Source organism: Acinetobacter modestus (assembly GCF_014636095.1).
Lineage (GTDB): Bacteria > Pseudomonadota > Gammaproteobacteria > Pseudomonadales > Moraxellaceae > Acinetobacter > Acinetobacter modestus.
The window spans coordinates 616740-640988 of sequence record NZ_BMDV01000001.1 but is presented as its reverse complement, the minus strand read 5'-3'; the positions used below and the strand labels follow the sequence as shown (position 1 = coordinate 640988).

The window sequence follows — 24249 nt, the reverse complement described above, 5'->3', positions numbered from 1 at the left end:
AGACTCTGAAAAAGCTCGCTTCGGCGAGCTTTTTTTATGTTTTTGATTCAATTGAAAGTCATACGCTTTTTCCAAAGAAATTCATGTAAACTAGTTGCGATGTTTTTAGTGAGCCAAGCATGCGAAATTTACGACCAAACAGAATTAAGGGGCGAGAGATCCCAGCTGAATTAAAAAAATGGTTGTATGCATCTGGTTCTCTCACTCAGCAATTGACTGATTTGGGTGAGGGGGCATTTCATGTCGAGCGTCTCAATGAACAGTTTCAACGACTCACTTTTAACGATAGCCAATGGATGCAAATGCCAGCACACCATATTGCATGGGTACGTGAAACGAATCTATATGGTAATCAGGCGCAGGCTTGGGTCAAAGCAAAAAGTATTTTTCCAATTCTAAGCTTACACAAGAAAGCTCGATTATTTCGGCATATCCGTAATAAGCCAATCGGTTGGTTTTTATTTCAACGAACTAATCCAGCTTGTGAAAGAAGGGTTATTTATCTAGAAGAAGGTTGGACCAGACAAAGTTGTTATACTTGGCATGGTTGTAAATTTATCGTGCAAGAGACTTTTCTCCCAGCATTTGAGCAGTTTATTCAACAGCATTGACTCTAAGGATTCATCATGGAAACAGTGCAACATACGACTTGGCGACAACGTTTAGAAGCCTATTATTATTTATGCCGCTTTGATAAGCCAATCGGTACAGAATTGGTTTTTTGGCCGACTATGTGGGCTTTGTGGATTGCTGCAAAAGGGATACCAGATCTTAAGATATTATTGCTTATGATTTTGGGTGTTATTTTTATGCGTGCAGCAGGCTGTGCGATCAATGATTTTGCTGACCGTAAAGTTGATGCGCATGTTGAACGTACAAAAACACGCCCTTTAGCTACAGGTATAATTCGTGCTCGCGAGGCTGTTTTTGTATTTTTAGCTTTAGTTACTGCAAGTGCTATGTTGCTATTTTTCCTGCCGATCGAAACCCTTTATTGGTCATTTGGTGCATTATTTTTAGCGTTTATTTATCCCTTTATGAAACGCTTTACCAATTTACCACAAGTGTTTTTAGGTGCTGCTTTTTCATGGTCAATTCCGATGGCATACACTGCGGTTGGGCAAACGCCAGATTTAACCTGTTGGCTTTTATATTTTGGTAATTTGGCTTGGACGGTAGCTTATGATACACAATATGCAATTACTGATCGTGAATATGATTTGAAAATTGGTGTGAAATCTACCGCAATTTTATTTGGTAATTACGATATACAGATAATTGGTTTATTACAGTTCATTAGCTTGTTATTAATTGGCTCGGCTTTGTATCTGCAACATATTTTTATACCGTTTGGAATGATTGCATTACTTGTTGTTGCAGGGGATTTTGTTTATCAGGCATATAAAACTAAAGATCGAGAACCACAGATTTGTTTTTGGGCATTCCGTCACAATCGTTGGGTGGGAATGATAATTTTTCTGGGAATTTTTTTGAAATTCATTTGCTGAAATAATGAATTAATAGAAAAGTGTCCTATGCAGGGCACTTTTTTTATGCCTTAATAGAATGGCATGTAGCATCATGTATAAAAAAGACAAAGACTAAAAGGATATTTTATGAAACGGTCTAATATTACTTTAGTAATTTCTACGTTAACAGCTTCATTATTCTTAACCGCATGTAATAATGGCGGCGGTGGTAGTGATAATAATTCACAACCCTCTACACCATCATCTTATGTTTCAGAAACAGCTTATGTGAATGAAGCAGACACTTTGAAAGATGTGGCTGAAGCTAGTTCGGTTAAAGTCATTAAATATAAAATGCCAAATGTTTTGGGTAAGACTGTTGAAACCTCAGCTCTTGTCTATTTTCCAACTATTGCTCCACCTAAAGATGGTTATCGAATGATTGTCTGGACTCATGGAACACTAGGTGGGGCTGATAAGTGTGCACCAAGCAATGCAGGATTAGGTGATCGATTTAATGACTTTATTGCTAAGGAGTTATTGGGTCAGGGGTATATAATTGTGGCACCTGACTATGAAGGGTTGGGAGGCGAGGGTGAGCATCCTTATCTGAACTTGCCAAGTGAGGCCAAATCTGCAATCTATGCAGTAAAAGCAGCTAAAGAGCATTATGGCACCAAGCTAAATGGTGCCTGGATGTCTGTAGGTCAATCACAGGGCGGGCAGGCTTCATTAGGTGTCGCTGAATATGCAAATGCAGATCCAAGTTATAAAGGTGCAGTTGCTGGTGCACCAGCATCAAGCTTGGGTGAAATTATTCTAAATGTTGCACCTGCTGCAATTAATGGCCTGCCGCAGTCTGTTGCTATTGAAACCTATGCAACATTACTCTCTTATGCTGCATTGGCTGGGGTTGGAATTACAGCTTATGAGCCAACTTTTAATTATCAAGATATGTTTGGTAGTACTAAGGCTAAGGCGATTGCTGATTTAGCAAAAACTGAATGTTTGGATGAAATTCAGGATGAGTACAGCAAAGATATTCAAGCCTTTATGGTAGCGAATCCTGACAAGAAAGTTATGGAATATCCAGGAATCAATCGACAAGAATTCGAAACAGATGAGGTTGTAAAGAAGTTCCTTAGTGATTATAGCCAACCAACGACGAAAAAACTGAATAAACCAATTTTGATCGTTCAAGGGGTTTATGATACCAATGTACCTTACACAGTGACCTACGATCTGTATGATAAGATGTCAAAAGCAGGTACAAATGTTAGTCTGCTTCCTGTTCCAATTCAACCAAGTGCGAGTGCTCCTGTAGTTAATGGTTCACATACTGGTGCAATTCTTTACGCAACACAAACTGGCCAGTTAAGGGATTTTGTTAAAGTTTACATGCCAGCACAATAACTTATTTTTCTATTCAAAAAAGAGTCTCTTCATAGAGGCTCTTTTTTGTTATATTGTTACATTAAGATGAGTTGTGTTATTGAAATCTGGATCATTTATGAGTCAACAATCTACTGAAAAGAAGTCAGTACCTTGGTTATTAATGGGTTTGGGGTTACTCATCCCGATCTTTATTGTAGGAATGGCTTTCCTAGCTGCAAAAAGTGATGCGGAAACCAAGAAAAAATATGATCAACAACATGCAGAAATTGCAAAGAAATTTGAAAAACAGAAAAATGCTGAATCAGCAATTAAGTCTGAATAATCCTTAATTAGAAAATTTGATTTATCGAATATCTATCTGTAATTGTTTTACAGATGGAATTTGAGTGTAGCGATGCACTTTGTATCCTGCTTCTAAAAGCATTTGATCGCGTTTTTTGTCTTCTAATTCTTTTCCAATATGACTTGGATCATCAAGTTCGATGATTGCTAATACATTCATTTCTTGGTCTAAGATCACGAAATCAGTCACTTTGCGATTGAATTGACTACGAATTTTATAATGATCGCTGGTAATTAAAGCACTGAAAGCGACTTGTGTAAGGATGTGATTGTTAGGGAATGCCTGTTGTAGCCTCGTGAACATCTTTGATTCAAATGTGGTAATAACAGGGCGAGCAAAAAACTTCTGCTGGGGTAGAAAAGAACGTAAGCAACTAATTAAAAGTAATACTGTGCTAATCAAGCCAATAAGCAAGAAGATAATCTGATTAGATGCAAACATATTTATTATCAATACATGAATAAAAAACCCACTCAATAAGAGTGGGTTTTTAGAATCTTGGCTCTCCCACCTGGGCTCGAACCAGGGACCTGCGGATTAACAGTCCGTCGCTCTACCGACTGAGCTATGGGAGAATCTGGATAGGCATTCTATGCATGAATAGAGGTATGGTCAAGAGCTGAATAATAAAAAAATTAAATATTGATTTGATTGTACTTTTTATCAGCATTTTTATAAATTTAATGGATAGGATACTTTGTTTTTAGTAGGAGTTAGGATGAATTTTGGTCAATAAAAAAGCCTATATCGTATTGGATATAGGCTTCTTTGAATTTGGCTCTCCCACCTGGGCTCGAACCAGGGACCTGCGGATTAACAGTCCGTCGCTCTACCGACTGAGCTATGGGAGAATCTGAATGCCATTATAGGCAGCTTTTAAAATCGGTCAAGCTAAAAGTGTCATGTTTCTTTCATTTTTTCACTGTATGCTTCTTATTTGCACAATTATGGCGAAATCGGAAAAATAACTTGAACTTTGATCAGGCTGTTGTTAGATTCGAAACAGAAAATTTTCTAGATTCTTATCTAGACAGTGTGGATTTAACCCAACTTGCCAGCACTAAAATGGCTAAATCGGAGGTCAAAATGACTATTCTTAGCATTCAATCTATTTTTTCAAATTTATCTTTTTATCAAGATCATTATCTTGAAATCATTCAAGATCCTGAGCAGTATTACACATCAGTTGAAAACTGCTTTTTGAATACATTTCCATTTAAGCAACAAGCTTTATTTCTAGGCGATTTATTGCAACTTTGGTTTGGTGATAAATGGAAAATCCAAAACGCTAAAAATATTTTGACGCAGAAAAATGTATTAACGGTGAATGAGCATTTGCCTTTGTACTTATTTCAGCTTGGTGGTGAGCTTATTTTGGGTGCAAATACGGCACTGGCTTGGTCAGTTGCAGAAAATAAAATTGTAGCTGTGCAAGTGAAGAGTATTTGGCAATATGCTGTTTTTAGTCACTTATGCTCACGACCAAAAAACTTTCATGGAAATAAAGCGATTGCATGAAGTCATAGTAAGCATAAATCTACAGCATAAAATTAAGGGGCGTATATATATGTCACTGTATGATTTTTTAATATTATCGCCCTTATTTTTGTATCAATCTAAATCAAGCTGATGTGTATGAAGTAAAAGAAATAGATTATTTTTGAAGTATCTTATGAACATAAAATTGTGTTGCAGAAATTATTAAATTCAATCTTTGTTTTATTCTATTCTAAAATTAATTGATAACAATTTTGAGTAAAAGGTAAATTTATAATGAAAGGACAATGTGTTTGTGGTGAAACCACATTTGAAGTTGAATTAAGCAATCATAACGTACATGCCTGTCACTGCTCAATTTGTCGTCGACAGACCAGTGGTGTGATTATGACGATTGATGTGAAACAGGGCAGCTTAAAATTTTTAAAACAAGACTATCTCTCTATCTATAATTCATCAGCTTGGGGCGAGCGTGGGTTCTGTAATGCTTGTGGCACAAATTTGTTTTGGCGGACTAAAGATCAGAATTATTGCAATATTAATGCTTTTGTATTGAATGAGTCACCTCAAGATTTGAATTTTGATTTGGAAATCTATATTGATAGTAAGCCTGAGTTTTACGCATTTCAAAATGCAACGAAGAAGATGACTGAAGCTGATGTAGTTGCTTTATTTAATGCAGAAGCAAAAGAATAAATTTTTAGTTGATTCATAAAGACAAAAAAAGAAGCTTCATTAAGAAGCTTCTTTTTATCGCAACTCAGATTATTGAGCGGCTTTTTCTGCTGCAATCGAAGCAATTGCGGCATCAACACCATCAATTGAGTCTGCTGCTTTTTTAATACGCGCTAAAGCATCAACTAATACATCATCAGCAGTTGCATAAGAAATACGCATAAAACCACCTAAACCAAAAGCGTCACCGGGTACAACAGCTACACCAGTTTCTTCAAGCAACCATTCAGAGAATTCTGTGCAAGATTTTAATCCTTTGGCACGAATTAATGGACGGATATTAGCATAGGCATAGAATGCGCCATCAGCAGGCAAACAAGAAATACCGTTGATTTCATTTAAGCCATTTACCACAAGGTCATGACGGCGTTTAAACGCTTCAATCATTGGTTTTAATACATCTTGCGGACCGTTCAATGCCGCTTCTGCCGCAACTTGAGAAATTGAAGTTGGGTTAGATGTCGATTGAGATTGAATATTTTTCATCGCACCAATGAGTTTTGCTGGACCAGCAGCATAACCAATACGCCAACCTGTCATTGCATATGCTTTTGATACGCCGTTAAGGACAATTGTACGATCATATAAGTCAGATGCAATTGTTGCGATGTTATAGAACTCATCTTCCCAACGAATTGGTTCATACATGTCGTCAGAAGCAATTAATACTTGTGGATGACGACGAAGTACCTCAGCCAAAGCTTCTAATTCAGCTTTGGTATAAATCATACCTGTTGGGTTAGAAGGACTGTTTAATACAAGTAAACGTGTATTTGGTGTAATAGCAGCTTCCAATTGTTCTGGTGTGATTTTGAAGCGTTGTTCTTCACCACATTTCACAATAACAGGCGTACCTTCAGCAATAATCACCATATCTGGATAGCTTACCCAGAATGGTGCAGGAATGATTACTTCATCACCCTTGTTTAACAAAGCAAGTGCCAAGTTAAAGAAACTTTGTTTACCACCACAAGATACTAAAATCTGATTAGGTTGGTAGTCTAAGTTATTATCACGTTTTAATTTTGCGATAATTGCTTTTTTTAAGCTCGGAGTACCGTCTACAGCTGTGTATTTTGTAAAGCCTTTATTAATCGCTTCAATTGCAGCATCTTTGATATGTTGAGGGGTATCAAAGTCTGGTTCGCCTGCACCTAAACCAATCACGTTTTTACCAGCAGCTTTAAGCTCAGCAGCTTTGTTGGTTACTGCAAGTGTAGGGGACGGTTTGATGGCATTGACACGATCAGAGAGACGTACGTCCACGGCATTATTCCTTCTTATGGGATTAGAAAATAAAAAAGCAGATCATTTTAGCTTAAATCGATTTATTTGTGGCTGAAACTTACCTTGATTGAATAAAAAGTTACCAAATTATAGGTTTAGATCGTACAGTACTTTTTTACATATTTTATTTTTAGCAAAATAATAAAAATCTATTACAATAGGCGCTAGAAATTTAAATTTCGAGAGAATTTCAATGACTGCGCAACAACCTAAAGCCAAGAAAGCTTTAGTCAAATTACCTTTCCCTATGCCATCTACTCAGGATGATTGTGAGGATGCTACGCATAATCAGGTGCGCCCAAAACCTGAGCAATATGCAGATCGTACTTGGATGCCACCGCGTGGTACTCGTCGTTCGATGGGAAAACGATGATTTTTGATGGATGTTCTAATATAGTGAATATCTAAAAAATGAATTGATTAAGAAAGCCAATGATAGGTTGATAAAATCTATCATTGGCTTTCTTATTTGATTAATTATTTATTGCCAATTTTAAATGCTGCTAAAAATGCGGTTGGTTTATTGGCATCAAACAAGATGCCGTCTAATCGGCTGGTCTGTGGCACTTTTATAAATGTTGCCGTCGCAAGATTTGGGAATTGCTCTCGCTTCATTTTTCCTTCAGCAATCAAGCTATTTGCGGCAGCCGTGTAAATATCTGGACGATAGGTTTTTTGTGCAATTTCAAGATACCAATGATCAGGTTTAGTTTCAGGAATTTGACCCCAGCGACGCATTTGAGTTAACCACCAGATTGCATCTGAATAGTAGGGAATGCCATATTGCCCTGTAAAAAACGTATTAAAAGACTTGAGAGGGCGAATATCACCTTTTTCATATTCAAAAACACCCGTCATGCTATTGGCAATAATATCTTCATCGACACCAACATAATTTGTTTGAGCGATGAGTTTAGCTGCCTCTCTACGATGAATATGATCATTTTCATCTAACCAATGAGATGCGCGAATGAGTGCTTTAACGACTTTGATCGTAGTATTTGGATTTTTTTCAGCAAATGTACCTGTGACCCCAAAGACTTTATCTGCGCCGTTTTCCCACAATACATCTGAAGTAATGACTGGAACACCGAAGCCTTTTTTTACTGCCTTTTGATTCCAAGGTTCGCCCACAGCATATCCTAAGGTTGTTCCCGCAACCATATTTGCCATCATCTCTGGTGGTGGTACAACAGAGAGATTTACATCTGCGTCAATATTACCGCTGAAATCATTTTTATTGGGATCATATCTACCGGGGTTGATACCGCCAGCTGCTAACCAATAGCGAAGCATGTAATTATGTGTGCCTGTCGGAAAGGTCATACCTAAATTAAAAGGTTTCTTTTGTTGTTTGTATTGATCCACGATTGGTTTTAGCGTGGACGCGCTAATAGGGTGTTTAGGTTTATCATTCTCTAATGGAATATTCTTTTTCATCTCCGTCCAAATAGCATTCGAAACAGTTATACCTGCGCCATTGTAGGACATGGTAAATGGGCTGATAATTTGTACATCACTTGTTGTCGTCATAGAGGCAAGCGGCATCGCTGCTAACATATGAGCCCCATCTAAATCGCCTTTTTGTACACGCTCATATAAAACTTTCCAATTTGGTTGAGCCTCAAGTTGAACTTGTAGCCCTTCATCTTTAAAAAAACCTTTTTCTGCAGCGATTGCTAAGGGAGCCATATCTGTTAATTTAATAAAACCGATTTTAAGTGAGGTTTTCTCAGATGTGGATGGTGCAATATTGTTGGTATCAGAGGCAGGGGATGGATGACAGCCAGTGAATAACAAAACTCCGCTGGTCATATAACAAATCATGCATGCTTTACTAAAATATATACTTTTCACCGAATTTCCCCCGTCATTAAAAAACTTCAGGATATTCAAAGCAATAAGCATACCATCATGTTACTTTTTGTAACTTTGAAGGACTATTCCGATTTAAGCGTTTACCTAAATATTGTTATTTTGACGAATATTTAGATGGTGTTAATTTAAAATTTATAAATAAAAATCAAATGATTATGTTTGTTCTGTATTATTATATTACAGTAGTTAAACTGATACGATCAATAGGATCATATTTCTCTTTGAGACATGAAATATGATCCTTAAATTTATAATGTAATTATTGTTTTAGCGTGCGATGAACGGGATGCTTAATAATGCTTTTGCCCTGCCATAATGCAATAAAGTCTTGTTCATCAAAATCATAAAGTTCCATTAATGCAATAATTGCACTAACAAAGATCATTGGACCTTCAGAATTGTCATGAAAATCAAATATTTTCCCATTCAATTTGGCCAATATATCGTTAATTTCATGTTCACGACCTCTTCCATAACGATCACGCGGATAAAGTTCTTCATTAAGCACTATTAACGCGATGGCTTTTTCTGACGGGCTTAATTTTGTTTGTTCTAGAGCTTCCTCAAAAGATTCATATCCATGATTAAAATAAAAAATGACTTCATCGCAAATAAAACTATGAACCATTTGGGCAGTCAGATCTGGAAATTGCGAAACAGCATCATCTTCGATGTAAGGTCGAAAAGATTCTGGAAAAATCACATTCGAATGAATTCCTTTGAATAAAGGTGCAATCTCAGAGACTTTATATCCTGCGATACCACAGCCCAATGCAGTTAAAAAATATTTCACTTTGGGATGATTTTTTGCATAAATTTTAAAATCATCGACATAGTGTTCAATTTGAGAAAGTGGCATTTGCTGGATATGTTCATTTAATGTTGGAATAGCAAAACTTTGCCCAGCCCAACCTCGTCCGACACCGTTAACTGCTGCGAAATGTTGTGCCGCGACACGTGCTGCGCCACTATCATGTATTCCAGCTAAATTACTACCAAAAACAAATACGGTGTCTTCAGGAAGTTCAGTGACAATAGTTTCATCGTGATATTGATAAGACATATTTTTTATCATTCAAATGTATATTGATCTCATGTTGCAACCGATTGAATAAGGGGTCAATAGTGCTTTAGATTTTTCTTATCGTTATTTCTTGATGCTGCTTTTATTTTACTTGATGACACGAGCAATTTTATTGTAGATGGAACTTAAAAGGATAGGGGGCCGCATTGAAACAAGTTTTAGCTATGAGTTTGTAAATCAGAGCATTAAATCAAAAGAGATCTGATTTCGACCATTGGTTTTTGCTTGATAGAGTAAATCATCTGCACGTTGTAATGCGTATTCAATATCATGCATATTATGAATATGGGTTAGACCATAACTTGCTGTCATTTTAATTTGATAATCCGTAAAAGTTGTCTGTTCTAGCAATCTCTTATAATGTTGGATGCGTATCAGGGCAGCAGCAGCATCCTCTGCGATGAATAAACAAATAAACTCTTCACCACCAAAACGAGCGATAAGATCTTCGGCTTGTTTATCTTTCAGCATCATTTGGCTAACACCATATAAAATCTGGTCGCCAATATAATGCCCCCAAGTATCATTAATGCTTTTAAAATGATCCAGATCTAGACTCACGAGAAAATATGATTGTGAGGTAAATGACAAGGATGCAGTTTTTTCAAAAAAACCACGACGATTGAGTAGGTGGGTCAAAGGATCATGTAAACGATCGTTATTGAGGTGATAAACGACATCTTTAATTGCACAGCCACTTAACACAATTGCAAACAGGATATTTAAAATAATATTGATAGACATCCCTAATAACCACCAATTAGAGGAGGTTAATGCAATGTGATTGTGATCAATATTATCTAAAAAAAAGAAATTTATTGTGGCTCTAACAAATGAGTAGAGAACGTTAATAAAATAGAAAATGAAAACCCAACGATCGAAAGAACGACTGTTAGAGAGTTGACGGAATAAATCAGGGAAAACCAAGACGCCAATACTTCCTAAAGCAATATTGAGAATCACTAGGCGCAGCCATATTTGTGGTGCTATATAGGAATAATAGGTTAGTGCGAGCAGAGCAGAGGAAAAAATTAAAAAAGCAATTCTGTGCTGAAAGGCGGTGTTTAGTTTTAAACTAATTGCATAGGCACCAATCCAACTTCCTAATAAATATAAAACGGATGTAAATGGTGCAGCTAAGGTGAGTTGAGGATTTGACATTAAACATTGAGCAAACAATGCAATAGAGGGAATGGTATATGCCAATCCAATCCATAATAAAAAAATATCAGCCTTAAAAAAAAGACGGCAGCAAGTAAATGCCAAACCAATAAAAAACAGGCAACTGGGGACAATTAATATAAAATATTGCGCATTGAGTGAATTCACAGCAATTTTTCTAAATTCTTGATATTTTTGAAAGGTGTAGATTAATGTGCTTTTATATATGAATTCAACACACTTAATCGAAAATATCAAAATAATTGAGTAAAAACTCTAGCTTACTCATATTTTTTTATTAATTGGTAAATAATTTATATGTATTTACGATTGGCATAATATTTTATAGTGAAATACATAAAAGTGATTGTAAATTGAGTCAATTGCCTCCATCAATAAGGCATCGATTGAAAAGGGTATTCTTGTGAGCGAAAATCAACCTTTTGAGTTAGTCACCAACTACCAACCTGCGGGAGATCAACCTCAGGCGATTGAAAAATTGGTCAGTGGTATCGACCAAGGTTTTCGCAATCAATTACTGCTCGGGGTTACTGGTTCAGGTAAAACCTATACCATGGCCAATGTGATTGCACAGACGCAACGCCCAACCATTGTCATGGCGCATAATAAAACCCTAGCAGCGCAGCTCTATGGTGAGTTCAAAGCTTTTTTCCCGAATAATGCAGTTGAGTATTTCGTCAGTTATTACGATTACTATCAACCAGAAGCCTATGTGCCATCATCCGATACCTTTATCGAAAAAGACTCAGCAATCAACGACCACATTGACCAAATGCGTCTTTCTGCAACGCGTGCTTTATTAGAGCGTCGTGATGCCATTATTGTCGCTTCAGTTTCTGCGATTTATGGTTTGGGTGATCCGAATGCCTATATGCAAATGCTGTTGCATATTGTGCAAGGCGATCGCGTCAGCCGTGATGAGATCATTCGCCGTTTGGTCGAAATGCAATATACCCGTAATGAATTAGAGTTTTTGCGTGGTACTTATCGTATTCGTGGCGAAATTATTGATATTTTCCCTGCTGAGTCGGATAAAGATGCGATTCGAGTGGAGTTATTCGATGATGAGGTTGATTCGATTCGCTGGTTTGACCCATTGACAGGAAAACTAGTGCGTAAAGTACCACGTGTGACGATTTATCCGAAAAGTCATTACGTGACCCCGAAAGATCATTTGACCCGCGCGATTGATACGATTAAAGATGAGTTGAAAGATCAGCTGAAATTCTTCAAAGAGCATGACAAATTATTGGAAGCGCAGCGAATTGAACAGCGTACTCGCTACGATTTAGAGATGATGCAACAGTTGGGTTATACCAATGGGATTGAAAACTATTCACGTCACCTTTCAGGTCGAGGAGCAGGCGAAGCGCCACCGACTTTATTTGATTATATCCCTGAAGATGCCTTGTTGATCATTGATGAATCACATGTGACCGTTCCTCAAATTGGTGCGATGTATAAAGGTGACCGTTCACGTAAAGAAAACTTGGTGAATTATGGTTTCCGCTTACCAAGTGCTTTGGATAACCGTCCAATGAAATTTGAGGAGTGGGAGCGGATTGTTCCAACCACGGTCTTTGTCAGCGCCACGCCTGCACATTATGAATTGGAAAAGTCAGAGCAAATCGTTGAGCAGGTGGTACGCCCAACAGGTTTGATTGACCCTGAGATCGAAGTGCGCCCAGTATTAACTCAAGTGGATGATGTGCTTTCTGAAATCAATATTCGTAAACAACTGAATGAACGTGTGCTTGTGACAACTTTGACTAAACGTATGGCTGAGGATTTAACTTCATATCTTAAAGAATATGGCGTTAAAGTGGCTTATCTGCACTCGGATATTGATACCGTTGAGCGTGTGAAAATTATTCACGAGCTACGTACTGGTGTACATGATGTATTGGTCGGGATTAACTTGCTGCGTGAAGGTCTGGATATGCCAGAAGTGTCTTTGGTTGCAATCTTAGATGCGGATAAAGAAGGCTTCCTGCGTTCAGAGCGTTCATTGATTCAAACCATTGGTCGTGCGGCACGTAATGTCAAAGGTAAAGCGATTTTATATGCGGATCGTATTACTGATTCGATGCGTAAAGCGATGGATGAAACAGATCGTCGTCGTAACAAACAAATTGAATTTAATGAATTACATGGCATTACCCCACGTAGTGCTGTGCGCCAAGCAATTAAAGAAATCGATACTGGTGAAGTACTGACGGACGATGAAATTGATGAAAAAGTGCTTGAGCAAGCGCAGGCGATCAGTGCGGATGAACAGCATTTGTTATCTGATCCAAAACTGTTTGCCAAGCATATTACCAAGCTTGAAAAAGAGATGTTAAAAGCTTCTAAAGAACTTCAATTTGAGCAGGCAGCAAGATTGCGAGACGAAATCGTGCGTTTAAAAGCACATATGTTGCAATCGTAATCTAGCAGAGAAATCCTCAAGAGGGATACATATCGCAACAATCTTTGTTTATAAAATAGGCTATGTTGAAAAGCTAAATATATGACTATTGATAACAAATTTCTGTTTTGAGGATTTCCCATGCCGCTAATTAAGAATTTCCCTAAAGCAAGTTGGCGTTTAACAAAAATTGCAATTGGTGGAGTGGTCTTAACTGGACTGGCTGTAGGAACGATTGCTTATGCACAATCAAAGTCTTTACCTACAGTTGAAAAAGTAGAACTGGATAAATATTTAGGTGTTTGGTATGAAGTGGCTCGTAAGCCAATGTTCTTTGAGCGTAAATGCGCTTATAACGTGACAGCAACTTATACGTTAAACGAAAATGGCAATATTGTTGTTGATAACAAATGTTATGACGGTGAAGGTAATTTACAACGCAGTTTAGGTGAGGCGTTTGTTGCGAATGCGCCTTTTAACACCAAATTAAGAGTGAGCTTTTTACCTGAAGGCGTGCGTTGGATTCCTGTTGCACGCGGAGATTACTGGGTTTTAAAGCTTGATGAAGACTATCAAACAGTATTGGTTGGAGAACCGAGCCGTAAATATTTATGGGTACTTTCTAGAACGCCTAATCCTAAGAAAGAAACAGTTCATGAATATTTAAATTATGCTAAATCCTTGGGGTATGAGATTGCTGATGTGATTTACCCAGAACATCGTTAAATCAGCTATACTTATTTAAAACCATGCTTGCATGGTTTTTTTATTTTTATATAGTGGATAATTCACGTTTTTAAGATACATCCCAAATGCTTCTGAGGTCAAAATGTTAAAAGGCATCGCTTATTCAGTTTTGGCTTCTGTCACTTTTGGGATTCTGTATTTTTACACTCAATTACTGGGTGCGTTAGATAGTGAACAAACTTTTGGGTGGCGAATTATTGCCACAATTCCATTTTTGACTTTATTTATGTGGTTTAGTGGTGACTTGACGCATATCAAAACCATATTGAATCGAATCATAGCAAAGCCTACTTTATTAGTATTTCTGATGATGACTTCCGTACTGACTTCAGCACAATTATGGTTGTTTTTATGGGGGCCAATTCACGGAAGAGGTCTACAAGTTTCTTTGGGTTATTTTCTTTTGCCTTTGGTGTTGGTCCTTGCTGGTAGTTTTCTCTATGGAGAGCGATTATCTAAATTTCAATATATTGCTGTGCTGTTGGCTGGATTTGGTGTAGCGCATGAAATTTGGCGCTTAGGTACAATAGCTTGGGAAACTGCTTTTGTTGCTTTAGGTTATGCAGCTTACTTTATTCTTCGTAAAAAAATTCAAACGGACAACTTAGGTGGTTTTTGGTGGGATTTATTTCTGATCCTGCCAATTGCGATTTTCTTTATTCAGACAGGTGAAACTCCATATTTAAAGTTTTTAGAGCATCCTAGTTTGGGAGTTGTGGTTCTAGGTTTAGGTTTGTTGAGTGCGATTGGCCTAGGAAGTTATATTTTAGCAAGTCGCTATTTACCCTTAATTATTTTTGGTTTACTGGGGTATTTGGAGCCTGTTTTATTGGCATTGGCTTCATTGATGCTCGGTGAAAAAATTGGTGAAGATGAATGGTTGACCTATATTCCTATTTGGTTGGCCGTATTGGTGTTGGTGATAGAAGGGGCATTACACCTTTTAAAACAAAGACAACGAAAACAACAGTTGGAGTTGAATATCAAACAGTATTCCAAGCGTTTAGGTGATGAGTAGAGGGGGAAGATGTTGCATAAACCCGTTAAACTGGTTTTTCTTTCTTTAATTTGGAATATAAATAATAGCTTAAATTTATGAGTAGAAACATTAAGATACGACCGTATTCTTTAGGTAAGCAACCGACTTCGCCATTACAATTAAAGAATGGTTCTCCAAGCCAAGAAATAGGGAAATAGACGATATTTGTCAGAACTAGTCCGATCATTCCAATAAAACCCATCGATACTTCGCAAGCGAGGGGGATGCTGATGAGTAATAACCATAATTTAAAATTCATTTTAGCTGTTTATGTGTTGTAGATAATTAGAGATTATTCTAAATACTTTATTCTTTTTATTTCATGTTTTTACATTAGTTTATACGATTTTTCTCGTTAAATGATTTGTCATGTATCACTTCCGTTTTTGCATATTTTTAGCATACTGTTTGAATCAAACAACGATAGCGTTAAGTTATCAGTAAAACTGTTATTAAAGTTAAACAAACAGCATGTATTTAGATGATTGCAAAAGGGTTTCCCTAAAATCACAAAAATAATTATAGGTATTTTATGAATTTATAGTCAATTGGGACAAAATCTTAGCCCAATTAACAGCTTTTGATTCAATCTTGATGATAATTCCATTACAATTATGGCGTTTTAAAAATTCACGCCCAGTATAGATATTAAATTTGAGGACGTAACTGTGAGCAAAGACACTATCGTTGCCCTACACGCAGAACATCAAGGCCGTTGGAAAAACCGTGAAGAAATCGCGGAACGCATGATTGCTTTGATTGGTCAATTATACCGTGAGAAAAATATTGTTGTTTCTGTTTACGGTCGTTCTTTAATAAACCGTTCAGTGATTCAAATTTTAAAATCACATCGCCGTACACGTATGCTTGACGTAGAACTTTCAGTTGTTCATACCTTCCCAATTTTGGAAGCGTTAATGAAAATTGAAAACATTGGTTCTGCTGAAGTAGACATCGGTAAACTTGCTGTTGAATATAAAAATCAAGGTGGCGATGTAGATGCATTTGTTGCAAATGCCGTTGCTTCGATTCAAGGTAAAGCAAAATCTGAACAACCTAAAGATGTCGTTCTTTACGGTTTTGGTCGTATCGGTCGTATCTTGGCCCGCTTAATCATTAGCCAATCTGGTTTAGGTCGTGGTTTAAGCCTTAAAGCAATCGTTGTTCGTAAATCATCTGATGGTGACTTAGCAAAACGTGCTTCATTATTACGTCGTGATTCTATTCACGGTACTTTTGACGGTACAATTTCTGTTGATGAAGAAAACGAAGCAATCATTGCAAACGGCCAATTCATTAAAGTGATCTATGCTTCAAGCCCAAGCGAAGTTGATTACACCGCTTATGGTATTGAAAATGCGCTTCTTATCGACAATACAGGTAAATGGCGTGATGCTGAAGGTCTAAGCCAACACTTGAAATGTGCAGGTATTGCACGTGTAGTATTGACTGCACCAAGTAAAGGCGAGATGAAGAACGTTGTATACGGCGTAAACAATACAGATATCTTAGATGAAGACAAAATCATCTCTGCTGCAAGCTGTACTACGAACGCAATTACACCTGTATTGAAAGTTTTAGATGATAAATACAAAGTATTAAATGGTCATGTTGAAACAGTTCACTCATTCACAAACGACCAAAACTTAATTGATAACTATCACAAGGCTGACCGTCGTGGTCGTGCTGCGACATTAAACATGGTGATTACTGAAACTGGTGCTGCGAAAGCGGTTGCGAAAGCATTACCAGGTCTTAAAGGCAAGTTAACAGGTAACTCTGTACGTGTTCCTACGCCAAACGTTTCACTTGCAATCTTGAACTTAAACTTAGAGAAAGAAGTTGATCGTGAAGAAGTGAATGAATACATTCGTCAAATCTCGATTAATTCTAGCCTACAAGGTCAAATTGGTTATACCAACTCGACTGAAGTTGTATCAAGTGACTTTATTGGTTCACGTACAGCAGGTGTGTTTGATGCGCAAGCAACAATCACTTCTGGTACACGTTTAACAGCGTATGTTTGGTACGATAACGAAGTGGGTTATAGCTGCCAAGTATTGCGTATCGCTGAACAAATGTGTGGCGTAAGCTATACAAAAATTCCAGCTGAAACAAATGCATAATTTGTGAAAGTTGAAAAAAGGAGCTGATTTAAAGCTCCTTTTTTTATGCTTAGGTATATCTAAAATATTGTATTTTAATTTACCGTATGTTTAATTATGCTTCTAATAAATAAAAGTGCTTCATAATGAAAAAATATATATTCACTATTTTAGTTGCAAGTATCAGCATGCATATACAAGCAAATCCTCAAACTTTTGATTTAACGCCAGTTTTACAGGATCGTTATGAAAAAGATTGTGCAGTTCGCTCTGATTATGACTTATATAAATTTCCTGATATTTCGAAAAAACTACAAACCTATGTGGTCAAGAATGAATTGGAAGAAGAACCTGCCTTTGTTAGTAATGTTTTTATATTGAAAAATGTGGAATATCGGGGTGTGCCCGTTACTAAGATAGAGTTCTCGTATGGGAATCTAGCTAAACAAATGAATCAAGCTTTATATTTCGATCTTTCAACCGCAAAAGCGAAACAGAGCTTTAGTAAAATTCAATTTAAGCGTAAGCAAACTAAAGCAGATGCAAGTCTAGACATTACCAAAGAGGGGAATATGACATCTGTATATTGCTCTTGGACAGATCAAAAAAACTAGATACCGACTTTGGGGATATTTAAAACACGAATATTCCTTATTAATCTTAATCGTACAAAATAAGGGCTGAACAAGATAGATAAATGAATGAAAATAACTGCATAGGAAAATAGTTCGATAGGGATATGCCATTATTGCAGTTGAAGCGTTTATTTGCAGTTTTTGCTCTTATTGTTGTCGCAAACTTATGTGGTGTATATATTGCCATGTGGGTATTTAAACATTTTAATATTTATATTCCATTGAAAAATCAAGATGTCGCAATTGATTTACAGGAACCCCTACAAGTAAGCGTAAAGGTTAAAGATGCTTTAAATGTCGATGTAAATGGGCGCGTTGATGCAAAAATTCCAATTGATGAGCAACTCAATGTTCCTTTAACTCAAACACTCACCCCCCGAGTTTATTTCGATAACTTAGTTCCAATTAGTACTACAATTCCTGTAAAAGAAACCATTAAAGTAAATCAAAGTTTACCGATTGATACCAAGGTTCAAATCAAGATTTTGGGTCAGGATGTCACTTTACCTTTAAAGGGTTCAATTCCATTAAATTTAGATGTTCCAATTGATATTCAAGTACCATTACAACAGAAAGTACATTTAAAATTCGATGCACCTGTTCGCACTGTTTTGAAAGAAAACTTAAATATTCCTTTGAAAGCTCAGCTAAATGCCAATATTCCAATTCAAGGAAAATTAAATGTCCCGATTACATCGAAACTTAATGCCTCGGTAGATGTGAAAAATACGTTGCCAGTAAAAATCGCGAAGGGAGAGCTGAAAATTCCTTTATCAACAATGCGTTTAAATCGGATTGAAGACCAGCACGTAGTAGTACCTAATACACAGCAACCTATTAAAGGTGAATGATGCTGATGATGAAATCTATTAAGAGTTTATTGATTAGCTTTGTCATACTCACGACTTTGGTTGCAATCTTGTTTTGGTTTTATCTTAATGTCCAAGCATCGCTGATTGTTTCTGCTCAGCAAACTGATATTCGTTTGCCAGCATCGCTTGCCACTAAAATTCAAGTCGGTGAACATTTACGTGTCCGATCCGAAGGGATGTTAAAAACTGCTGTTGCTATTGATCGAAATTTACAACTGCCTTTAAAAGGTAAATATTTGGCTGACTTAAGTTTTGAAGTAGAAACACCGATTACTGTGAACATCAATTATGAAACGATGTTAAAAGTTGACGAAGTGATGCCTGTTCAGACCACGACGGATTTAATTTATCAGAGTAAATTATTGCCAAAATTTCCCCTAAATCTAGATGTGCCCGTGAAATTGGATATTCCATTTCAACTTAAACGTAGTTATACCATTCCTGTAAAAATAGTATTTAATGGACCTGTTTACTTTGCATTTGATGAATCAGTAAATTTGCCGATTAAACATGAGTTTAAAACGAATTTTTATATGAATGATGCGATTAATATGAGCAATATTTCATCTTTTAATGCACTTATGTTTAATTCGGTTCAACAGACCAAAGCAAATTTAGATATGCAAATGGATTTGCCATTAAAGAATGTGCATCCTTAAGTGATTGGAGTTCATATTATTCAAATACACTTCGACTGTTAGTATATAGGTTTATTATTTTTAAATATTACATAACTAAGAAAGGAAATCTATAGCGATGAAAAAATGGTTTTTTGCTATAAGTATTTTTTTAATATCATATTATGGTTTTTATTCAATATATGATGATAAGAATAAAAAATATATTGTTGATATTATTAACAAAGATGTGAAAATAAAAGAAGAGTATGGAGTCGTTGAAAGCTATGATGTAAGGAAAGTAGGAATTACAGGAACTGATCGTTATTTTAAGATTGTGATTAATGGTACCAAAAAAACTGGAATGATTAAATTGACAATATATAAAGATAAAAAGGGAAATTATCTAAAATACGATGTGACTTAATGGAGTTTATCACTATGTTTGTATAATTTTGCATGATTAAGCGTGGTTGAATTGATTTAAAAAGCTACATTGATGATTTGAATGATTGTTTTTAAGTGCATGTTTCACCTAATTTTTTAGTGTTTTTTAAATCGAAAGGCCTATTTGCTGCTTTTTCTATTCGAGAAATTTATTAAAATGTGGCAAAATAGTCCGCTTTTAAGAATTTAGAGGATTGGCACATGCGCTTTGTTGATGAAGCAGTCATAACCGTAGAGGCTGGCGACGGTGGCAATGGCGTAGCCAGTTTTCGCCGTGAAAAATTTGTCCCTTTTGGTGGTCCAGATGGTGGAGACGGGGGACGTGGTGGAAGTGTTTATATCCAAGCCGATGATGACACAGGTACGCTCGTAGATTATCGTTATACGCGTCGATTCCGTGCTGAACGTGGTAAAAATGGTCGTGGTGCAAACTGTTCAGGTCGCGGTGGTGAAGATGTTGTTTTAAAAGTACCTGTGGGTACAACCATTGTTGATATTGAATCTGGTGACATTATTGGTGATTTGGTTGCTGATGGTCAACGTGTCAAAGTAGCCAATGGCGGTGATGGTGGTTTAGGTAACACACACTTTAAGTCTTCAACGAATCGTTCTCCACGTAAATGCACTCATGGTATCAAAGGTGAATACCGCGAAGTACGTTTAGAGTTGAAAGTACTTGCAGATGTTGGCTTGTTGGGTATGCCAAATGCAGGTAAATCAACGTTTATTCGTGCAGTCAGTGCAGCAAAACCAAAAGTTGCGGATTATCCATTTACCACTATGATTCCTAACCTTGGTGTGGTTGATGCAGACCGTCATCGTTCATTCGTCATGGCCGATATTCCAGGTCTGATTGAAGGTGCAGCAGAAGGTGCAGGTCTTGGGATTCGCTTCCTTAAGCATTTGGCACGTACTCGTATTCTATTGCATATTGTTGATGTTCAACCGATTGATGGTTCAGATCCAGCGCATAACGCCAAAGCAATTTTGGGTGAGTTAGTGAAATTCTCGCCAACTTTGGCAAAACTCCCAGTGGTTCTTGTATTGAATAAACTTGACCAACTTCCTGAAGAATCAAGAGAAGAGTGGTGTCAGCATATTCTTGATGAATTGCAATGGAAAGGTCCTGTATTTAAAACTTCTGGTTTGATGTCAGAAGGGACGAAAGAAGTTGTTTATTACTTGATGGATCAGATCGAGCAACAGCGTGAGCGTGAAGTTGAAGATCCTGAGTATGCAGCAGAAATGAAAGCATTCCGTGAGCAGCTTGAGGCTGAGACACGTGAACAAACCATCGCAGCAAAAGAAGCTTATCGTGCTATGCGTAAGGCTCAGCGTGAAGCTGGCTTAGAAGACGATGAAGATGATTTTGATGACGATGAGGATGAAGGCGGCGTAGAAAGCATTTACGTTCGTGATTAGTGAACCGAGGAAAAAATGATAGAAGTGGTCGATGGGCAACGTCAGCTCAATGCGTGTAAACGAATCGTTGTTAAAATCGGATCATCTTTACTCACTGCAAATGGGCAAGGGTTAGATTTAAATGCAATTTCGCATTGGGCGAAACAAATTGCAGATCTACATAATGCTGGGCACGAAATTATTTTAGTGTCTTCTGGTGCAGTTGCAGAAGGGATGGTGCGCATGAAACTTGCGAGTCGACCCACTGATTTACCCAGTTTGCAAGCTTGTGCTGCTATTGGCCAAATGGGTTTAATCCATACGTGGTCAAGCGTATTAGATCAACATGGGATTCAAACAGCACAAGTCTTACTCACGCATGATGATCTTGCTGATCGTCGTCGTTACCTCAACTCTTGTGATGCTTTGCAAAACTTGATCGATTGGCGTGTGATTCCTGTCATTAATGAAAATGATACAGTATCTACCGATGAGATTCGTTTTGGTGATAACGATACTTTAGCCGCAATGGTGGCAGGGCAGGTTCAGGCTGAGCTGTTGATTATTTTGACAGATCAGCAAGGCATGTTCGATTCTGATCCGCGTAGTAATCCAAATGCAAAGTTATTTTCTTCAGTTCGTGCATTAGACGATACTTTATTTGAAATGGCGGGTGGTGGTGGTGTTTTAGGTCGCGGTGGTATGGTGACTAAAGTTCGTGCAGCACGTCTTGCAGCGAAGTCTGGTTGTCCTACTTTAATTGCTAGTGGTGAAAGTGACCATGTGTTGGCTCGTTTAATGGCGGGTGAGATGCTTGGAACATTATTTACAACTGATAATGACCGTGTGACTGCTCATCAACAATGGCTTGCAGCTCATTTGCAAACAGCAGGTCGTTTAGTTATAGATGATGGCGCTGTTGAAGCGATTAAACTGAAGCATCGTAGTTTATTGCCTGTTGGTGTGAAAGCCATTGAAGGTCATTTTGATCGCGGTGATGTGGTTGAATGTGTTGATAAGAATGGTGCTCGTATTGCTGTTGGTCGTGTGAATTTTAGTTCTCGTTCAGCAGAAATGGTGAAGGGTTTACCTTCTGAGAAAGTCTACCAAGTTTTAGGTGAGGCACGTTCTTTAGAAATGATTCATCGAGACCACATGGCAATTTACTAAATACAAATATAAAAAAAGCTCGCTTAGGCGAGCTTTTTTACGTTCGTTCTATATTGGGACTAACTCTTAGTGCATCAAATTTTAATTCTGGAAGTGATTTATTTTCTCCCATCATGTACGGGTGGTCAGCCAATGACAACATATCCAGATCTTCTTCGCTATTTCCATAAGCATAGATATATTGATAGTCCTCTAAATTGTATTGTTGCAAAATCCGTAATTTTTTCTGTTCACGGCTACAATCTTGAGAGCGATAACGACCCGTTAAAGTACCATTCTTAATTTCTGTTTGGGTGCAAATCAACTCAATATTAAGCAATTCACATATTGGTGCTAAATATAAATCGACTGATGCAGAAACAAGAACAATATGATCACCACGCTGTTGATGGAGATAAAGCTGCTTTAGTAAAGCTGGATCTAATTGTTTTATTAATTTTTGCGCATATTCATTAACCAAATTTTCTACAAATGTGGCGGAGATACCTTCAAACATCGTTTGAAATAATCGAGGTCTCATCGCATGTGCAGGATATAGGCGTAAATAATAGGCTTGAATCCAAGGTAATATGGTTAAGCCTTTTTTTACAATGTGACGCTTTGATAGGGTAAAGAAAATAAACCCCGTAAAACTATCTTTAGGATAGAGCGTGCCATCAAAGTCAAATAAAGCAAGATTTATAGTTTTATGCGTTTGGCTCTTTGCATGCATGTCTCATATCGTCCATTTACACGGCTTGCAAACCAGTTTGTATTGTAATCACGACTCAGTTTTGGTCCTGAAATAACGACTTGTGGCATGGTTGCATAAATTGGTTCTTTTTTGGTTTTGTTTTGATATAGCTTTTGTACAGCTAAATAAGTTTGAGTATCTTCAAATTTTTTCTCTTTCTCTTTTTTCAAATCATCACGAATTTGGCGTGGTGTCACTAAAATATTATTTTGAGCAAAAACAGCAATAAGCTCTTTTTCACTTTGGCTTTGGGTTGATTTCACATCGCCATCTTTATTGTAAAGTAATAGATCACCATCGAGACTGATTTCAGTCTTGGTGAGTGCATTTAACATGCTTTGAAACGCTGCATTTCGACTTGAGTAAACACCAGAATTGTAGTCTGCAAAGCGATAGATTGCTTTGTCATAATCAGCAGGATATTCCATTAATCGATGAATACCATAGTATAAACCCCCATATTGGGTATACAGATCATTACGCAATTCGGCAATACTACCACTTTGGCGTTTATGTTCTTTGGCGTAATTAATATGAACTTGCATTGAACCCAATGTCGTAATTGGATTCATTTTTTCCCCGATATCTTGCCCAACGAGTTTAGCTGCACCCGTTAATGCACTGACATGATAATGTTTTGACATGTAGTCGAAAATCTCACGGTAGAGCAAATCCAGCTCACGCTCAGTTTTAACTTTACGCATTTGACTCATGTAATTATTTTCTGGAGAAGGTTGATTTTTGAGTACGTCCTCAAAATAGCCTGCGACGGTTCCACCGATGGTTTCACCCAACTTTGCTTCAAATTTTTCTTTGAGTCGGGTATTAATTTCTTGTACTGCTTTTTCTCCAAGTCCTGGAACGGCTGGATCAGCAACAAAGTTAGATTCCTGATCTACAACAGCAACAATACTGCACACATTTTCCTTGGATTTAGGAATACTGAGTTGTTGCATGATATCAAAAATATCTTGCGCCCATGACTGACGATCATTTACACGAGGGGGAAGCACTTTCTTAATTTGTTCTGCTTCCATTTCTGGTTCTTTACCATTAGACCACCATGCTTTATCTCCACAAGCTGTTAAGCTGAGACATGCAGTGAGGATGCCCATAATTTTTAATAAAGGACGAGTAGGGAATGATTTATTCATAATCAGAACAACACCACATAAAAAGATGAGTCAAATGGGCGAATGAAGTATA

General features: G+C 37.2%; 25 protein-coding genes and 2 tRNA genes. 17 read left to right on the top strand and 10 right to left on the bottom strand.

Annotated features, from left to right (window positions below; all coding sequences use genetic code 11):
* Window positions 1–119: 119 nt before the first annotated feature.
* The 4 genes from IEV17_RS02955 (at window position 120) to IEV17_RS02940 (ending at window position 3186) form a co-directional block, all read left to right on the top strand.
* Window positions 120–611, top strand: coding sequence for a chorismate--pyruvate lyase family protein (locus IEV17_RS02955; RefSeq protein ID WP_004663105.1), 492 nt, complete (start codon window positions 120–122; stop codon window positions 609–611).
* Between the two features lie 15 nt (window positions 612–626).
* Window positions 627–1508, top strand: a complete 882-nt coding sequence (gene ubiA / locus IEV17_RS02950) for a 4-hydroxybenzoate octaprenyltransferase (protein WP_004663104.1) — start codon at window positions 627–629, stop codon at window positions 1506–1508.
* Window positions 1509–1616: 108 nt separating this feature from the next.
* Window positions 1617–2882, top strand: a complete 1266-nt coding sequence (locus IEV17_RS02945) for an alpha/beta hydrolase family protein (protein ID WP_004663102.1) — start codon at window positions 1617–1619, stop codon at window positions 2880–2882.
* 97 nt (window positions 2883–2979) lie between these two features.
* Window positions 2980–3186 carry a hypothetical protein gene (locus IEV17_RS02940; protein WP_004663100.1) on the top strand — a complete coding sequence of 69 codons (207 nt, stop codon included), beginning with the start codon at window positions 2980–2982 and terminating at the stop codon, window positions 3184–3186.
* Between the two features lie 21 nt (window positions 3187–3207).
* Here the strand turns inward: IEV17_RS02940 and IEV17_RS02935 are convergent, their stop codons facing one another.
* The 3 genes from IEV17_RS02935 to IEV17_RS02925 form a co-directional block, all read right to left on the bottom strand.
* Window positions 3208–3648, bottom strand: coding sequence for a DUF2726 domain-containing protein (locus tag IEV17_RS02935; RefSeq protein WP_004663099.1), 441 nt, complete (start codon window positions 3646–3648; stop codon window positions 3208–3210).
* A 58-nt stretch (window positions 3649–3706) separates the two neighbouring features.
* Window positions 3707–3782 (bottom strand) — tRNA-Asn (locus tag IEV17_RS02930).
* Between the two features lie 200 nt (window positions 3783–3982).
* Window positions 3983–4058, bottom strand: a tRNA-Asn gene (locus tag IEV17_RS02925).
* Between the two features lie 235 nt (window positions 4059–4293).
* Here IEV17_RS02925 and IEV17_RS02920 point away from each other — a divergent pair.
* Together IEV17_RS02920 and IEV17_RS02915 are read left to right on the top strand one after the other, a co-directional pair.
* Window positions 4294–4725: a hypothetical protein gene (locus IEV17_RS02920; RefSeq protein WP_034601815.1), complete on the top strand. Its 432-nt coding sequence runs from the start codon at window positions 4294–4296 to the stop codon at window positions 4723–4725.
* A gap of 255 nt (window positions 4726–4980) precedes the next feature.
* On the top strand, window positions 4981–5400 hold the full coding sequence (locus IEV17_RS02915; protein WP_004663095.1) for a GFA family protein: 420 nt from the start codon (window positions 4981–4983) through the stop codon (window positions 5398–5400).
* Window positions 5401–5469: 69 nt separating this feature from the next.
* On the opposite strand, the gene IEV17_RS02910 is transcribed toward IEV17_RS02915, so the two are convergent.
* Window positions 5470–6705 (bottom strand): pyridoxal phosphate-dependent aminotransferase, encoded by a 1236-nt coding sequence (locus IEV17_RS02910; protein ID WP_004663094.1) that lies wholly within the window; start codon window positions 6703–6705, stop codon window positions 5470–5472.
* A gap of 214 nt (window positions 6706–6919) precedes the next feature.
* Here IEV17_RS02910 and IEV17_RS02905 point away from each other — a divergent pair, with 214 nt between their 5' ends.
* A complete protein-coding gene (locus IEV17_RS02905) occupies window positions 6920–7099 on the top strand; it encodes a hypothetical protein (RefSeq protein ID WP_004663092.1) in 180 nt (59 codons plus the stop codon).
* Between the two features lie 104 nt (window positions 7100–7203).
* Here the strand turns inward: IEV17_RS02905 and IEV17_RS02900 are convergent, their stop codons facing one another.
* The 3 genes from IEV17_RS02900 to IEV17_RS02890 all read right to left on the bottom strand — a co-directional run bounded on the left by IEV17_RS02900 (window position 7204) and on the right by IEV17_RS02890 (window position 11017).
* The gene (locus IEV17_RS02900) at window positions 7204–8541 is read right to left on the bottom strand and encodes a CmpA/NrtA family ABC transporter substrate-binding protein (RefSeq protein WP_004663090.1); all 1338 of its coding nucleotides are present in this window, start codon (window positions 8539–8541) and stop codon (window positions 7204–7206) included.
* A gap of 322 nt (window positions 8542–8863) precedes the next feature.
* The gene (locus tag IEV17_RS02895; RefSeq protein ID WP_004663088.1) at window positions 8864–9667 is read right to left on the bottom strand and encodes an A1S_2505 family phage non-structural protein; all 804 of its coding nucleotides are present in this window, start codon (window positions 9665–9667) and stop codon (window positions 8864–8866) included.
* Window positions 9668–9865: 198 nt separating this feature from the next.
* Window positions 9866–11017 (bottom strand): GGDEF domain-containing protein, encoded by a 1152-nt coding sequence (locus tag IEV17_RS02890; protein WP_004663087.1) that lies wholly within the window; start codon window positions 11015–11017, stop codon window positions 9866–9868.
* 256 nt (window positions 11018–11273) lie between these two features.
* Between IEV17_RS02890 and uvrB the strand changes: the two genes are divergently transcribed.
* From uvrB to rarD, 3 genes are all read left to right on the top strand, one after another.
* Window positions 11274–13298, top strand: a complete 2025-nt coding sequence (gene uvrB, locus IEV17_RS02885) for an excinuclease ABC subunit UvrB (RefSeq protein WP_004663084.1) — start codon at window positions 11274–11276, stop codon at window positions 13296–13298.
* A 120-nt stretch (window positions 13299–13418) separates the two neighbouring features.
* Window positions 13419–14003, top strand: a complete 585-nt coding sequence (locus tag IEV17_RS02880; RefSeq protein WP_004663083.1) for a lipocalin family protein — start codon at window positions 13419–13421, stop codon at window positions 14001–14003.
* A gap of 103 nt (window positions 14004–14106) precedes the next feature.
* Complete coding sequence (rarD, locus tag IEV17_RS02875; RefSeq protein WP_004663081.1) at window positions 14107–15042, top strand: EamA family transporter RarD; 936 nt, start codon at window positions 14107–14109, stop codon at window positions 15040–15042.
* 25 nt (window positions 15043–15067) lie between these two features.
* On the opposite strand, the gene IEV17_RS02870 is transcribed toward rarD, so the two are convergent.
* Window positions 15068–15250 carry a hypothetical protein gene (locus IEV17_RS02870; protein ID WP_227554448.1) on the bottom strand — a complete coding sequence of 61 codons (183 nt, stop codon included), beginning with the start codon at window positions 15248–15250 and terminating at the stop codon, window positions 15068–15070.
* A gap of 481 nt (window positions 15251–15731) precedes the next feature.
* Here IEV17_RS02870 and IEV17_RS02865 point away from each other — a divergent pair, with 481 nt between their 5' ends.
* The 7 genes from IEV17_RS02865 to proB all read left to right on the top strand — a co-directional run bounded on the left by IEV17_RS02865 (window position 15732) and on the right by proB (window position 22310).
* Window positions 15732–17189 carry a glyceraldehyde-3-phosphate dehydrogenase gene (locus IEV17_RS02865; RefSeq protein ID WP_004663078.1) on the top strand — a complete coding sequence of 486 codons (1458 nt, stop codon included), beginning with the start codon at window positions 15732–15734 and terminating at the stop codon, window positions 17187–17189.
* A 125-nt stretch (window positions 17190–17314) separates the two neighbouring features.
* On the top strand, window positions 17315–17782 hold the full coding sequence (locus IEV17_RS02860; protein WP_004663076.1) for a hypothetical protein: 468 nt from the start codon (window positions 17315–17317) through the stop codon (window positions 17780–17782).
* A 125-nt stretch (window positions 17783–17907) separates the two neighbouring features.
* The gene (locus IEV17_RS02855; RefSeq protein ID WP_004663074.1) at window positions 17908–18654 is read left to right on the top strand and encodes a hypothetical protein; all 747 of its coding nucleotides are present in this window, start codon (window positions 17908–17910) and stop codon (window positions 18652–18654) included.
* Window positions 18654–19334, top strand: coding sequence for a hypothetical protein (locus IEV17_RS02850; protein ID WP_004663072.1), 681 nt, complete (start codon window positions 18654–18656; stop codon window positions 19332–19334). The genes IEV17_RS02855 and IEV17_RS02850 overlap by 1 nt, the downstream gene beginning before the upstream one ends.
* Before the next feature lie 97 nt (window positions 19335–19431).
* Window positions 19432–19719: a hypothetical protein gene (locus IEV17_RS02845; RefSeq protein WP_004663071.1), complete on the top strand. Its 288-nt coding sequence runs from the start codon at window positions 19432–19434 to the stop codon at window positions 19717–19719.
* 221 nt (window positions 19720–19940) lie between these two features.
* Entirely contained in the window at window positions 19941–21161 is a 1221-nt protein-coding gene (cgtA, locus tag IEV17_RS02840) for an Obg family GTPase CgtA (protein ID WP_004663070.1), read from the top strand.
* 15 nt (window positions 21162–21176) lie between these two features.
* Window positions 21177–22310 (top strand): glutamate 5-kinase, encoded by a 1134-nt coding sequence (gene proB / locus IEV17_RS02835; RefSeq protein WP_004663068.1) that lies wholly within the window; start codon window positions 21177–21179, stop codon window positions 22308–22310.
* A 37-nt stretch (window positions 22311–22347) separates the two neighbouring features.
* Here proB and IEV17_RS02830 read toward each other — a convergent pair whose 3' ends face one another.
* Together IEV17_RS02830 and IEV17_RS02825 are read right to left on the bottom strand one after the other, a co-directional pair.
* Window positions 22348–23022 carry an HAD-IB family hydrolase gene (locus tag IEV17_RS02830; RefSeq protein WP_004663066.1) on the bottom strand — a complete coding sequence of 225 codons (675 nt, stop codon included), beginning with the start codon at window positions 23020–23022 and terminating at the stop codon, window positions 22348–22350.
* Entirely contained in the window at window positions 22989–24197 is a 1209-nt protein-coding gene (locus IEV17_RS02825) for a DUF1615 domain-containing protein (RefSeq protein ID WP_004663064.1), read from the bottom strand. The genes IEV17_RS02830 and IEV17_RS02825 overlap by 34 nt, the downstream gene beginning before the upstream one ends.
* Window positions 24198–24249: the final 52 nt, after the last annotated feature.

Coding starts and splice junctions, on each gene's coding strand:
- IEV17_RS02955 (WP_004663105.1), top strand. CDS start 120: ATGCGAAATTTACGACCAAACAGAATTAAGGGGCGAGAGATCCCAGCT.
- ubiA (WP_004663104.1), top strand. CDS start 627: ATGGAAACAGTGCAACATACGACTTGGCGACAACGTTTAGAAGCCTAT.
- IEV17_RS02945 (WP_004663102.1), top strand. CDS start 1,617: ATGAAACGGTCTAATATTACTTTAGTAATTTCTACGTTAACAGCTTCA.
- IEV17_RS02940 (WP_004663100.1), top strand. CDS start 2,980: ATGAGTCAACAATCTACTGAAAAGAAGTCAGTACCTTGGTTATTAATG.
- IEV17_RS02935 (WP_004663099.1), bottom strand. CDS start 3,648: ATGTTTGCATCTAATCAGATTATCTTCTTGCTTATTGGCTTGATTAGC.
- IEV17_RS02920 (WP_034601815.1), top strand. CDS start 4,294: ATGACTATTCTTAGCATTCAATCTATTTTTTCAAATTTATCTTTTTAT.
- IEV17_RS02915 (WP_004663095.1), top strand. CDS start 4,981: ATGAAAGGACAATGTGTTTGTGGTGAAACCACATTTGAAGTTGAATTA.
- IEV17_RS02905 (WP_004663092.1), top strand. CDS start 6,920: ATGACTGCGCAACAACCTAAAGCCAAGAAAGCTTTAGTCAAATTACCT.
- IEV17_RS02900 (WP_004663090.1), bottom strand. CDS start 8,541: ATGACCAGCGGAGTTTTGTTATTCACTGGCTGTCATCCATCCCCTGCC.
- IEV17_RS02895 (WP_004663088.1), bottom strand. CDS start 9,667: ATGTCTTATCAATATCACGATGAAACTATTGTCACTGAACTTCCTGAA.
- IEV17_RS02880 (WP_004663083.1), top strand. CDS start 13,419: ATGCCGCTAATTAAGAATTTCCCTAAAGCAAGTTGGCGTTTAACAAAA.
- rarD (WP_004663081.1), top strand. CDS start 14,107: ATGTTAAAAGGCATCGCTTATTCAGTTTTGGCTTCTGTCACTTTTGGG.
- IEV17_RS02870 (WP_227554448.1), bottom strand. CDS start 15,250: ATGATCGGACTAGTTCTGACAAATATCGTCTATTTCCCTATTTCTTGG.
- IEV17_RS02860 (WP_004663076.1), top strand. CDS start 17,315: ATGAAAAAATATATATTCACTATTTTAGTTGCAAGTATCAGCATGCAT.
- IEV17_RS02855 (WP_004663074.1), top strand. CDS start 17,908: ATGCCATTATTGCAGTTGAAGCGTTTATTTGCAGTTTTTGCTCTTATT.
- IEV17_RS02850 (WP_004663072.1), top strand. CDS start 18,654: ATGCTGATGATGAAATCTATTAAGAGTTTATTGATTAGCTTTGTCATA.
- IEV17_RS02845 (WP_004663071.1), top strand. CDS start 19,432: ATGAAAAAATGGTTTTTTGCTATAAGTATTTTTTTAATATCATATTAT.
- cgtA (WP_004663070.1), top strand. CDS start 19,941: ATGCGCTTTGTTGATGAAGCAGTCATAACCGTAGAGGCTGGCGACGGT.
- proB (WP_004663068.1), top strand. CDS start 21,177: ATGATAGAAGTGGTCGATGGGCAACGTCAGCTCAATGCGTGTAAACGA.
- IEV17_RS02830 (WP_004663066.1), bottom strand. CDS start 23,022: ATGCATGCAAAGAGCCAAACGCATAAAACTATAAATCTTGCTTTATTT.
- IEV17_RS02825 (WP_004663064.1), bottom strand. CDS start 24,197: ATGAATAAATCATTCCCTACTCGTCCTTTATTAAAAATTATGGGCATC.